Origin of the sequence: Bradyrhizobium sp. AZCC 2176 (assembly GCF_036924645.1) — a bacterium.
Taxonomy (GTDB): Bacteria; Pseudomonadota; Alphaproteobacteria; order Rhizobiales; family Xanthobacteraceae; genus Bradyrhizobium.
Window position 1 is genome coordinate 1,092,427 of record NZ_JAZHRX010000001.1, and the last position, 12,318, is coordinate 1,104,744.

At 62.3% G+C, this 12,318-nt stretch carries 13 protein-coding genes; 9 read left to right on the forward strand and 4 right to left on the reverse strand.

The window, feature by feature from the left end; genetic code table 11:
* Nucleotides 1-23: 23 nt before the first annotated feature.
* Together V1288_RS04810 and V1288_RS04815 are read right to left on the reverse strand one after the other, a co-directional pair.
* On the reverse strand, nucleotides 24-155 hold the full coding sequence (locus V1288_RS04810; RefSeq protein ID WP_334355987.1) for a hypothetical protein: 132 nt from the start codon (nucleotides 153-155) through the stop codon (nucleotides 24-26).
* Between the two features lie 55 nt (nucleotides 156-210).
* Complete coding sequence (locus tag V1288_RS04815) at nucleotides 211-387, reverse strand: hypothetical protein (RefSeq protein WP_334355988.1); 177 nt, start codon at nucleotides 385-387, stop codon at nucleotides 211-213.
* 295 nt (nucleotides 388-682) lie between these two features.
* Between V1288_RS04815 and V1288_RS04820 the strand changes: the two genes are divergently transcribed.
* A complete protein-coding gene (locus V1288_RS04820) occupies nucleotides 683-1,087 on the forward strand; it encodes a DUF4864 domain-containing protein (RefSeq protein ID WP_334355989.1) in 405 nt (134 codons plus the stop codon).
* Nucleotides 1,088-1,090: 3 nt separating this feature from the next.
* Here the strand turns inward: V1288_RS04820 and V1288_RS04825 are convergent, their stop codons facing one another.
* Nucleotides 1,091-2,290: an MFS transporter gene (locus V1288_RS04825; protein ID WP_442894009.1), complete on the reverse strand. Its 1,200-nt coding sequence runs from the start codon at nucleotides 2,288-2,290 to the stop codon at nucleotides 1,091-1,093.
* Between the two features lie 217 nt (nucleotides 2,291-2,507).
* On the opposite strand from V1288_RS04825, the gene V1288_RS04830 reads away from it, so the two are divergent.
* Nucleotides 2,508-3,569 carry an AI-2E family transporter gene (locus V1288_RS04830; protein ID WP_334355991.1) on the forward strand — a complete coding sequence of 354 codons (1,062 nt, stop codon included), beginning with the start codon at nucleotides 2,508-2,510 and terminating at the stop codon, nucleotides 3,567-3,569.
* A 150-nt stretch (nucleotides 3,570-3,719) separates the two neighbouring features.
* Here the strand turns inward: V1288_RS04830 and V1288_RS04835 are convergent, their stop codons facing one another.
* Nucleotides 3,720-4,562, reverse strand: a complete 843-nt coding sequence (locus V1288_RS04835; protein WP_334355992.1) for a GNAT family N-acetyltransferase — start codon at nucleotides 4,560-4,562, stop codon at nucleotides 3,720-3,722.
* A 283-nt stretch (nucleotides 4,563-4,845) separates the two neighbouring features.
* Here V1288_RS04835 and V1288_RS04840 point away from each other — a divergent pair, with 283 nt between their 5' ends.
* The 7 genes from V1288_RS04840 (at nucleotide 4,846) to V1288_RS04870 (ending at nucleotide 12,178) form a co-directional block, all read left to right on the forward strand.
* Nucleotides 4,846-5,286, forward strand: a complete 441-nt coding sequence (locus V1288_RS04840) for a hypothetical protein (protein WP_334355993.1) — start codon at nucleotides 4,846-4,848, stop codon at nucleotides 5,284-5,286.
* Between the two features lie 235 nt (nucleotides 5,287-5,521).
* Entirely contained in the window at nucleotides 5,522-5,911 is a 390-nt protein-coding gene (locus V1288_RS04845; protein ID WP_334355994.1) for a VOC family protein, read from the forward strand.
* Nucleotides 5,912-6,198: 287 nt separating this feature from the next.
* A complete protein-coding gene (locus V1288_RS04850) occupies nucleotides 6,199-6,507 on the forward strand; it encodes a DUF3551 domain-containing protein (protein ID WP_334355995.1) in 309 nt (102 codons plus the stop codon).
* Nucleotides 6,508-6,884: 377 nt separating this feature from the next.
* On the forward strand, nucleotides 6,885-7,448 hold the full coding sequence (locus V1288_RS04855; protein ID WP_334355996.1) for a hypothetical protein: 564 nt from the start codon (nucleotides 6,885-6,887) through the stop codon (nucleotides 7,446-7,448).
* 921 nt (nucleotides 7,449-8,369) lie between these two features.
* The gene (locus V1288_RS04860) at nucleotides 8,370-9,077 is read left to right on the forward strand and encodes a 2'-5' RNA ligase family protein (protein ID WP_334355997.1); all 708 of its coding nucleotides are present in this window, start codon (nucleotides 8,370-8,372) and stop codon (nucleotides 9,075-9,077) included.
* 428 nt (nucleotides 9,078-9,505) lie between these two features.
* Nucleotides 9,506-11,641 carry a flagellar biosynthesis protein FlhA gene (flhA, locus tag V1288_RS04865; protein ID WP_334355998.1) on the forward strand — a complete coding sequence of 712 codons (2,136 nt, stop codon included), beginning with the start codon at nucleotides 9,506-9,508 and terminating at the stop codon, nucleotides 11,639-11,641.
* Between the two features lie 330 nt (nucleotides 11,642-11,971).
* A complete protein-coding gene (locus V1288_RS04870; protein ID WP_334355999.1) occupies nucleotides 11,972-12,178 on the forward strand; it encodes a hypothetical protein in 207 nt (68 codons plus the stop codon).
* Nucleotides 12,179-12,318: the final 140 nt, after the last annotated feature.

The following is a 12,318-nucleotide window of genomic DNA, read 5'->3' on the forward strand; positions in this document are numbered from 1 at the left end:
CGGCGAGGCGGCGATGATCGAGATCATGATCGATCTCTGACGCCGGACACTAACTCCGAAAATCGATGCTGCTCTTGGGCCCCGTCCATCATGGAGAACGGCAGCACCATGCGGTCGAATTCATCACCTCCGATGTTGCCGCGCGCGAGCGTCATCGGACTATCCTCCGGAGAAAAAGTCAGGCTACGCCCAATCCCAAAAGCATTATGCCTAGTCTTCGTCCGGCTCGCGCACGACCGGCGGTTCGTCCTCTTCGTCTTCGTCTTCTTCATCTTCGTCCTCGTCGTCGTCTTCAGGATCCCGCGGGGGTATCGTGTCGTCCACGATCGCGAAGAGACTCCCGTCGATCAGCTTGGTTGAAAAATCCTCTGACATGTGTGCGGTCATGTTGTTGCTCCTCGGGTGCGGCCTCCCCTTCGGCTCCGGTTTCCGCATGGAAGTGCCATTAAGAGCATCGGGCGCCCGTTCAGGCGCTTTGAAGCAAGCGGATAAGTGACTGGGCGGTTCCCTGGTTCCAAAAGAACATCGCCCGCCGTGCCGTCATTGGATCGGCTCGTGCAGCTAGCCAAAGGCGGCGGTCCCGGCCATTTTCGAACAGGCAGCTGCTTCCACCCGAAACTCCGCGGGTCTAAATTCCCAATAGCCGCACCGTCGCAACCAGCGTCGATCGGAGGGCCTTTGCATGCGCGCGCTCGCTCTGGTTATCGCATTCCTGATCGGGCTTGCTTCACCGGCCGTCGCCGACGATGTCGCCGCCGCGCAGAGCGTGATCCGCGCGCAGGAGCAGGCGTTCGGCCGCGACGACGCGGCGGCGGCCTATTCCCATGCCGCGCCGGAGATTAGGCAAATCTTTCCGCGGGCCGACATTTTCATGCAAATGGTCCGGCAGGGTTATGCGCCGGTCTATCGCCACAAGAGCTTCGAATTCGGCGAGGCGCGCGCCGCAGGCGGCCACATCGCCCAGCGCGTCCACATTGTCGACGACAATGGCGAAGCCTGGGAAGCGATCTACACGCTGGAGCAGCAGCCGGACGGCAGCCTGGAGATCACGGGGTGTTCGCTGCTGAAGGCAGGGCAGGCCGCTTGAATATCATGCCAGCGCCAGCCGCTGCCGCGCGCGCATCAACAGCAGCAGCATGATGCCGATATTCAGCGCGTTCCATGCCAACCCGTTGGCGAAGGCGGCGCTGTAGGAGCCGGTGGCGTCGAAGATCGCACCCGAGATCCAGCCGCCGAACGACATGCCGAACACGGACGCGAAGATCACGATGCCGACGCGTGTCGCGGCTTCCGACGCCGGCATCGCCTCGCGCACGATGATCGCGTAGCTCGGCACGATGCCGCCCTGGAACAGGCCGAACATTGCCGAGATGATGTAGAGCGAGGTCAGGCTGTCGAAGAACAGATAGAACAACAGCGCAGTGCCCTGCGCCACCGAACCGATCAGCAGCGTGCGGATGCCGCCGATCTTGTCGGCGAGAAAGCCCGAGCCGATCCGGCTGATGATGCCGAAACCCAGCATCAGCGACAGCATTTCGGCGCCGCGCGCCACGCCATAGCCGAGATCGCCGCAATAGGCCACGATATGAACCTGCGGCATCGACATCGCCACGCAGCAGGCAATCGCCGCGAGCGACAGCATCGCTGTCAGCGCATTGGTGGAGAGGCGCAAGTCGATGCGCGGCGGCGGCGCGTTGTCGTGGTTGCGCTGCGCTCCCGCCCCCATCAGCATCCGCAAGCCGATCAGCGCCAGCGTCATCGCCACCGCCGTGAAGACGCCGAGCGCGATGTGGGTGGTGCGCCAGCCCATCGTCTCAATGCCGTGGTTGACCAGTGGCGGCCAGATCGCGCCGCCGATGTAATTGCCGCTGGCGGCGACGGCGACCGCGAGCCCGCGGTAGCGGTCGAACCAGTGCGAGGCCTCCGCCATCAGCGGACCGAACGTGGCCGACGAAGACAGCCCGATCGCGAAATGCACCAGGATGAATTGCCAGATCGAAGATGACATCCCCGCGACGACATAGCCCAGGCCCAAAATGCCGATGCCGAGCCCGATCGCGGTGACGATGCCGTAGCGGTCGGTGATCTTGCCGGTCAGCACCGCGCCGGAACCGAATCCGAGCATGATCATCGTGAACGCCAGCGAGGCGGTGCCGCGGCTCGCAGCGAACTCGGTCTGCACCACGGGAAGTGCGACCACCACCGACCACATACCCACGCTGCCGAGCGAACCGATCAGCACGGCGACGGCAAGCCGGATCCATGCCCGGCGCGAGTCGGGAACGAACAGGTCGGAATCTCGGGTGAGTTCAGAAGAAATTGCCACGGCCGGCGCAACTTCGGGGCATAATCGCCTAACGTCAAGCCACATTGCCGCGATATTGGGCATGCGTTTGTGATAGGGGTGGGCTTCCCGGATCGAAGTCCTCTATAGAAGTCCGCGCGAGGACGGGGTCGACACATCGTGCCGAAGCAGCCTCGATGTAGCCAAAGAAAACGAGACGCCGGTGCGAAGGATCGAACATCAAGGTTTTCTGCTGCTGCTTGCGGCCGTCACGCTGGCGTTTGCCTGGGTGCTATACCCCTTCTACGGCGCCGTTCTCTGGGCGGTCGTCGTGGCGGTGCTGTTCGCACCGGTCCATCGACGGCTGCTGCAGTCGATGCCAGGCAGGCCGAGCCTTTCGGCCGCGGTCACCGTTCTGATCATCATCGCCATCGTCCTGCTGCCGCTGGGGATGATCGCGACATCGCTGGCGCAGGAAGCCTCAAGCCTGTTCGCGAGAATCCAGTCCGGCGAGTACGATTTCGGCGGCTACCTGCAGCGGATATTCGACGCCCTGCCGGCCTGGGCCACCGGATTGCTCGAGCGGCTCAACCTCTCCGATTTTTCGGCGCTGCGCGAAAAGCTCGCTTCCGGCCTCATGAAGGGCGGGCAGGTTCTCGCCCCGCAGGCACTGAGCATCGGGATGAACACGTTCGATTTCGTGATCCGCCTCGGCATCATGCTTTATCTGCTGTTCTTCCTGTTGCGTGACGGCAAAGCGCTGGCTGAATCTATCCGGGAGGCCATTCCACTGCGCGGCGATCAGAAGGTGGCGCTGTTCGGCAGGTTCGCCGACGTCGTCCGCGCCACCGTGAAAGGCGGCATCCTCGTCGCGATCGCGCAAGGCACGCTCGGCGGCATCGCGTTCTGGTTCTTGGGAATCCACGCGGCGCTGCTATGGGCCGTGCTGATGGCGTTCCTGTCGCTGATCCCTGCCGTCGGCGCCACGCTGGTCTGGCTTCCGGTTGCGATCTACTTCCTCGCCACCGGGGCGATCTGGCAGGGCATCGGGCTGATCCTCTATGGCGTGCTCGTCATTGGCCTCGTGGACAATTTGCTGCGCCCCTTCCTGGTCGGCAAGGGCTCCAAGCTGCCGGACTATATCGTGCTGATCTCGACGCTCGGCGGCATCGAAGTTTTTGGCCTCAACGGCTTTGTCATCGGCCCGCTGGTCGCGGCGATGTTCATGGTGAGCTGGGAAATATTCGTGGTATCGCGGCGGGACGAGCCGGCGAGCAACGCGTAGCATCCGCCGCGCCGTCATTGCTAGCGAAGCGAAGCCATCCATGTCGCCGCTTGCGGAGGAATGGATTGCTTCGTCGCGGAGCCTGTCATCGGGCGCGCATCCGCGCGACCCGTTGGCTCCTCGCAATGACACGGTTACGGCGCGGGCCACCTACCCCAGCTCAAAGCTGGTGACGCCGAACACCCGCTCCAGCCGCAGCGGCGGAATCGCGCCGGTATACATCCGCGCCGTCTCAAACACCGGTGCGAGCCCAAAATCCTGCGCAAGCGCGAGCGCCTCGCGGTTGATATCAGGCACGTCCAGAAAAATTTCGCCGCCACCGACCCTGGCGAGCAAGGCCGACAGCACCGGTTCGGCGATAGCGCGGTCGTTGGTCACCAGCGGGCCGATCTTAAAACCCTTCCGGCACGGACGGATCACGCCCCAGCCGGCAAGACGTCCATCGCGCATGATCGCGCAACCGTTATGTCCGGGCGCGCCAATCCAGGCCCGCAGGAACGCCGGCCGCGGCGCCGGAAACACGGTGGCGTCGTCCGCCTCCACCGCCGCGAACGGCACCTCGCTCAACGCAATGACATCAGCCCGCGGCGCACTCGGCGCCGCAACCGTGCCGCCGTAGCGCACGTTGGCGTAAGCGAGCTGAAAGCCGGACTTCCTGTAATTATCCTGCTGCGCCACCACGCCATCGAGCCCGATCACGCGCGCCCCCGCGTGCGCGATCGCCGCATTCCATATCCGCAGTCCGTAGCCTTTGCCGCGCAGATCCGGCCGCACGATGTAGAAACCGAGAAAGGAAAACCTCGCATCGTAATTGACACAGGAGACAGTCGCCGCCGGCGCGCCGTCGAGCTCTGCGATCAAAAAGCCGTCCGGATCGACGGAAGCAAAGCACGCGTCGTCGCCAAGGCCTGGATTCCAGCCCTCGGCCGCCGCCCAGTCCACCGCCAACGAGATTTCGTCCGGCCGCATCGTTCGAATGGTGAGCGCATCCATGGCGGGCGGTCCTTCTGAAGGTGTAACTTCAGCCGTCACAACGAAGAACGACTTGTCCGCCGTAGCTTGCCGGAGCGAAGGCGGAAGCCAGCCGCGGAAATTACAAGGGCGCGACTGTGTATTTGATTGCGTTCCGCCTGCGTCCTCGATTTTGCGATGCAGATGCGGCAGCACAGTCCAGAAATGGCACACTTCTTCGCGCAGAATATCATTGCGCCGTGCGGATTGTTTAGCGAAAATTAATCATATGCTGGCTGGCGGGGCTGCATTGGAGGCGACACACATGTACCGATCATCGCTCACGCTGGCCTTTGTTGTGCTGTACTCGGCGGCTGGCGCAGCCAGCGACCTGTCATCCGTCTACGTGGCGCCAGGCGGAATCTACGCGCCTTCCGCAAACGTCTATGTGCGTCCGGGACCTGCCTATCGGCAACCGCCCTACGCGGAACCCGGTTACGGATATCGGCAACCCTCCTATTACGGAACGCCGGGGCCTGCATACCGCGCACCGGCAGCGGTCTATGGCGAGTACGGACCGGCCGACACCGCACAGCCGGTCTATGCCGACCGCGCGCCCGCGTATCCCGAGCGTTACTACGCTCGCGAACGTTACTCCGCGCAGGAGTACGATTATGAATATGCGCCGAGGCCGCCGCTGCCCGTGCCCTACCGTGCGCGAGCGCGATGCGATGACGGTTATGGCAGGTGGGGCTACTGCGATTAAAGCCGCCGGCATTGCGAATCGCAGGGCGGATTGGCGATAGCGTAATCCGCCGTCCGACCGATCCACCCTACGGACCTGTTGCGGTGACAGCGCACCCGATCGGCGCTGCACGCATCGTCGTCGTCACATGCTGCCGGCAATCAAAGTCATTTGAGCGCCTTTCCGGAACTCACCTGAAGTTGCGCTGGTTAAGCGTTGGAGCCATTGGCAAGAACGCTCATCCAGGGAGAACGACATGGCGGTCCATTTCAATCACACCATCCTGTCGGCGCGCGACAGCAAGGCCTCGGCGAAATTCCTGACCGAGATGTTGAACCTTCCGGCCGCGAAGCACTGGGGGCCATTCGAGATGGTCGCCACCGAGAACGGCGCCTATCTCGACTACATGGACACCGACGAAATCGCGCCGCAGCACTACGCCTTTCTGGTCAGCGAAGCCGAGTTCGACGAGATCTTCGGCCGGGTTCGCGAGCGCAAGCTCGCCTACTGGGCCGATCCGGCGCGCAAGCAACGAGGCGAGATCAATCACCACGACGGTGGACGCGGCGTCTACTTCGAGGATCTCAACGGTCATCTTCTTGAAGTCATCACCCGCCCGTATGGCAGCGGCGGATGGAATCCGTGAAGCCGGCGGCGAGATACGTCTCTTCGTAACCCGGATGAAGCGAAGCGAGATCCGGGGACGATCCAGCAGCGGATAGACTTATTCCGAATTGCGCGGAGCCTGTCATCGGGCGCGCATTCGCGCGACCCGTTGGCTCCATCCGGGGCTGCGGCGCCTCGTGTCGTTGCAAGCGAAGCTTCACATCACTGTCATGCCTTCAAGACCCGTTGAACGCGCTCGCACAGCCGTCTCGGACGACATAGCTTGCGGTCCGGAGCTAACCTAACCAACAGCATGAAGAGACGATGATGAATGCATTCTTGAAAGTTGGCGCCCCTGTTGCAGCAATGTTCGCCATTGTTGCGCTTGGCGCGATGACCGGAAATCAGGCAGACGCGAAGGAGTTTTGCCGGCAGGATGTAACCGGCCACATGACTGGCTGCGGATATGACACGATGGAGCAATGCAAGGCGGCATCGGCAGGCATCGGCGGCGACTGCTTCCGCGATCCGTTCCTGAAGGACAGCCGCGATGCCTTCGCCTATCAACCAAACTCCCCGCGCCCGAAGAAGCGCGCGCGTCCTCCACGAGGCAGCGAAGCAAACACCAATCCGTAAGGGATCGCCGCGGCGGCCGGTCGGCCCGCGAACCCGCCGAACGACAAGGCCTCGCGCGGATCTCCGCGCGGGGCGGCGATCGCGACGCTGAAGAACAGAAGGGGAGCGTAGGGCGAATTAGCGATAGCGTAATCCGCCGTCCCACTGGAAAAATGGCGGATTACGCCTTTGGCTAACTACCGCCCTACTGACCTGTTGATACGTTCGGACCCGGCCTTCCGCTCAGCATACAACGCCCTTTCAAGACTGAATTCGCGAGGTCCAATTGTTGTGCCAGGACCACAGACACGTAGCGCCCGCCGCCGGCGGCACCACCATGCCTTTCTTTCAACAAACAACGGACATCCCCTGCCGACTGCAACGGCAGGAGACCATCCATGCCCATCTCGATTCTGCGGCCGCTCGCGAGCGCCCTTTTGCTGGCGCTCATAGTCTCCGCATCCGCGACTGCAGAACCGAAACTTGAAATGCATCGTGTCGGCGTTAACGTACACGATGGCTCGGGATGGTATCCGGCTGTTTCGACCAAGGGCTCGTTCTCGATGCTCCTGCCAATTCCCTTCAATGATTTCACGACTCGCGACCCGGGCACGGACGAAGTGAGCCATGTCGTCGGTGGCAAGAGTTCTGAGGGAATCAAGTTTACGGCGGTTGAACTGCCGGCAACTGCCAAGACGCCTGTCGACCTCGCGGCGATCCCCAAATCGTTCTCATCCAATCCAGCTAACAAAGTGACCGATGTAAGCCGCAATACCACAGATGATGTCGATAATCTCTTTTTCTCAGTCGCCAGCTCGGCAACGACTGCGCATTTCCGCTACATCAGGATGAAAGGTACGCTCTACATTCTAACGATTGAATGCCCCACTGCATATCGCGACGTGGTGGCAGAAAAGAAAGATAGATTCTTCGGATCCTTTAAACTCAAGGGGAAGTCCTGATCGAGCAGAAGGGGGATTATCCGATCGCAATGTCTCCTCTTGGCACAGAGCACTTATCGACTAGACCGCGCGACCGCGACCTTCGTGATCGCTCGCGTTGAGTTCCAGCCGCACATCGGTCGAATGGACCACGATTTGGACGCGCCCAAGTGGTCTTTCCGGGCGACGCGACGGTGAAACGGCTTGTATGGCGGGCCTGCTGCTTGTGCAACTGCCGTCACGCAGTCTTAGGCCGCCTCGGATGCATGAACCAACGCCCCCAACGATGCCAAGGTAGCCCGAATGTTATCTCTCCGCGACCTGAGACTCCGCGCCAACACCGGGTACATTGGGTCAGACAAGTCGCGAACACCCGCGCGCGTCTCTTCGTGCTCGATGTCAACGGTGAGTAGCTCGACCGATCGCAATAGGCCTTCGATCAGTGTCGCGATTCGAAACCTGTTCACCGCTGCGGTTCCCCGAAGCGTTTCAATTAGAGATGAGTTTGCCATTGATAGCCTCCGCCGGTCAGTTTCGGGACGCGCTCACGCACATTCCTGCGTAGAGCAAGCGGGGTGCCAAGTAGGCGACGAGAACCCCCCGTAGTTCTCCGGCCCGGACATCGTTCCAGTTCAACCACTGTTGCTGTGAGCACGGCAGCGGCGGCGGCTTTAAGCCGAGGAACGCGAAACCGCATGGAGATTGCGGTCGATCAGGATCCCATACGCGAAAAGAAGACTCATTCGCTCGCGGTGCTCGCAAATCAGGGACCGTAGGGCGAATAGCGTAATCCGCCGTCCGACTGGCAAAATGGCGGATTACGCCTTCCGCCTTCGCTCTTCGAGCTACGGCGGACAAGTTGGCTAACTAATCCGCCCAAGGACCAAGTTTCTACGAACGACGAAGCCCTGCTACCGTTAGGAGTGGGCCGGAGAGTATATCGTGAATCCCAACCCGTTCTTGAGTGACACAATACGCTTCGGCTCGCTGTGGGCGATTGGCATCGCCACGCTCGGCCTGTCTGCGGTTCGACGCCAGCAACACGTACTGCCGCCATCGGGCCAGGCCGCCGCCGTGCATCTGACCCTGGTGGCCCGGCTCCCTCAACAGGCCACCTCCGGCATCGACGAAATCTTGTCAGACCTCAAGCGGCGTGGCCCTTCGCACCACTACTACCCCGCCGACACCGTTCACGTGACGATCCGAAATTTCGACAGCATGAAGGGCGTCGATCGCTCGCAGTTGATCGCCCAACTCCGCCATTGCATCGGCTCGCTCCGCCCCTTTAGCTTGACGGCACGAGGACTCGGCGTTTCCCCCAATTCAGTTTTTGTGCAGCTATTTCCCGAAGACTGCTCACTGTCGGACCTCAGACGCAAGCTCTCGCTGTCGACCCAAGACATTCCTCGCACGCGAAAACGCGCAGGGGACTCGAACCCGTTGCGCGATCTCCTGTTTCGCAGGCTCGCTTTCGCGAACCTGATCCGCTTTTCGGGCCCGGTATCCCTTCTCTTCATCCGCGAAATCGCGCGCCATCGCACGACCGACTTCGGCAGCTTCGGCGTAGAAGAACTCGAGCTTGTGCAAACGGACAGGCTGTTCTCTGCAGGCGGGACGACGACGATCGATCGGATGCCGTTGAGGCGGTAGTCCGATGGTCCGCGTTGGCAGCATCTGAGAAGGTTCACACCAATCCAAGTCACAACACCCGCGTCCTCGAGCATCCAGCCGAAATAGCTGCCGTCCTTGAGGCGCGGTGAAGGCCACTGCTCGAAGGCCGCGGTCATCGGCCGCAAGGCTTCTCGCGTGACTGGCCGCGGGGTACGACGCTGCATGTAGCGCGAGATTCCGGGTTCGGCGCTTCGCGCCCTGGAATGACGATCCAGATAGCCCCCGTTAACCCTTTGCTAACCATACACCCGGCAAGAATTGCCGGGTGAAGTCGAGTGTCGTCGGCCGCGTAAAACGGGAGGAACCCCGTGGACGCCAGTGCGGTGCCTCACTTTCGGACCGGCGGCCCTTCGGCCGCCGCGCAGACGTTTGGCGCCCGGCGCCATACGCGGGGGGAAGCGGCTACCATGGTCGATGTCACGGCGGGTCAGGGCGGCGCAGGCGAAGGCGGCAAGTTTCCGAGTCTCAGCGAAATCGGCGAGGTCCTGAAGCGCGGCGATCTGGCGCTGGCGTTCGGCGTCCTCGTCATCCTGGTGGTGCTGATCCTGCCGCTGCCCTCGCTGGTGCTGGATCTGTTTCTGGCGATCTCGATCACGGTGTCGATCCTGATCCTGATGACGTCGCTGTTCATCCAGGCGCCGCTGGAATTCTCGGCGTTTCCGACCGTGCTGCTGATCTCGACCATGCTGCGGCTGTCGCTGAACATGGCCTCGACCCGACTGATCCTGTCGCATGGCCATGAGGGCACGGCGGCGGCCGGCCACGTCATCGAGGCCTTCGGCAATTTCGTGATGAGCGGTAATTTCGTCATCGGAATTATCGTGTTCGCGATTCTCGTCATCGTGAACTTCGTCGTCATCACCAAGGGTTCGGGCCGCATCGCCGAAGTCGCCGCGCGCTTCCAGTTGGACTCGATGCCCGGCAAGCAGATGGCGATCGACGCCGACCTCTCCGCCGGCCTGATCGACGAAGCCACCGCCAAGTCCCGCCGCAAGGCGCTGGAAGACGAAAGCGGCTTCTTCGGCGCCATGGACGGCGCCTCGAAATTCGTCCGCGGCGACGCCATCGCAGGGCTCCTCATCGTCTTCATCAACGTCGTCGGCGGCATCATCATCGGCGTCGCGCAGCAGGGCATGAGCTTTGGCGACGCCGCCCGCACCTATACCGTGCTGACCGTCGGCGACGGTCTCGTCACGCAGGTGCCGGCGCTGATCGTCTCGACCGCGGCGGGCCTCCTGGTGTCGAAGGCCGGCATCACCGGCGCGGCCGACAAGGCGCTGATGAAGCAGCTTTCGGGTTATCCGCAGGCGCTCGGCATGTCGGCCGGCGTCATGCTGGTGCTGGCGCTGCTGCCGGGCATTCCGATGCTTCCGTTCCTGGCGCTCGGCGGCGGCGCCGCAGCACTGGCCTGGAAGGCCCGCAACCACAACCGCGTCACCAGGGCGGCGGAAGCTGCCGCAGCCGCCGCGCCCGAACTCGCGGCGGCGGCCGCCAGCGCCGCAGCGGAAGAGCCGATCGCCACGGCGCTCAAGATCGACGACCTCAAGATCGAACTCGGCTACGCGCTGTTGCCGCTGGTCAACGGCCCCGACGGCACCGACCGCCTCACCGAGCAGATCAAGGCGCTGCGCCGCTCACTGGCGATCGAAATGGGCTTTGTGATGCCGGCGGTGCGCATCCTCGACAACGTCCAGCTCGAGGCCAACACCTATGTCATCAAGATCAAGGAAGTGGACGCCGGCACCGGCAAGATCTGGCCGAACCAGTTCATGGTCATGGACCCCGCCGGCAACCAGGTCGGCGTGCCCGGCATCCATACCATCGAGCCGACGTTTGGATTGCCCGCAACCTGGGTCGACGCCGCGCTGAAGGAAGAGGCGTCGCTGAAGGGCTATACGGTGGTCGATGCCGCCACCGTGCTGTCGACGCATCTGACCGAGCTGCTCAAGAACAACATGAGCGATTTGCTGTCCTATGGCGAGGTGCAGAAGCTCTTGAAGGACCTGCCGAAGGAACAGGGCGAGCTGGTCAAGGACATCGTGCCGAGCCAGGTCACGGTCTCGGGCATCCAGCGCGTGCTGCAATTGCTGCTCGCCGAGCGGATCTCGATCCGCGACCTCTCGACCATCCTCGAAGGCATCGCCGACGCGCTCGCCTTCTCGCGCAACCCCGCCACCATGGTCGAGCACGTCCGCGCCCGGCTGGCGCGGCAGATCTGCGCGCAGAACACCACCTACAACGGCTATTTGCCGCTGATCGCGCTGTCGGCGCGCTGGGAGCAGGCGTTTGCGGAATCGATCGTGGGCCAGGGCGAGGACCGCAGCCTCGCCATGCAGCCCTCGAAACTGTCGGAGTTCATGACCGCGACCCGCAACGCCTTCGAGCAGGCCGCCCGCGAAGGCGAGGCGCCGGTGCTGGTGACGTCGGCGGCGATCCGGCCGTTCGTGCGCTCGCTGGTCGAGCGCTTCCGCTCGCAGACCACCGTGTTGTCGCAGGCCGAAATCCACCCGCGTGCGCGGCTGAAAACGGTGGGCAGCGTCTAGGCGGACACAAGGGTGCCCGGCGCAAATCGGCGGCGAAAAAGGCGAAGCTTTTTCGTCACATGCAAACGATTTGTCGAAAACGGCCGATCCGGGACCATTCGGCGTCGGGAAGCATAAAATCCATTTAAGCTATTATAGAAGTTGAATATTTATTCATTTCTGGCGATCGGCACGGCCATTCCAGTCGCGGCCGTTCAAGTCTTTTCACCGGCTTGTGATCGCCACTTGGGAACTATTCCCTGGATTCCTACGTTTCGTCACGCGAGACGTTGAACCGGCCTGTGAACGGCATCGACGAATTTGCAGGACGGAAGGCGGCAGGAGACTTCCATGAACCATTCGATCTACAGCGCAGATCGCACGACCCATCTCAAGATCGTGGTCGTGGCTTTGGTTGCGGGAATCGTGGTCGCCGGTTTCAGCATCTCCGCGCGCGATACCTCGGATGAAGGCCTGACTCAGACCGCGAGTACGCGCGTGATGAAGGCCGGTAAGCCGGTTGTGATCACCAGTTCAGGCAACTCTATCGTACGCTAGGAGTCGTACGCTAAAGGAGAATTCACGAATTCACGCGGCTCTTTACAGCCCCCCAAAGTCGCCACGTGGATATATAAGACCCCAACTACCCCCAAGTTGACTACGAAAACGCCCGCTCCCCACGGGCGTTTTCTTTTTGT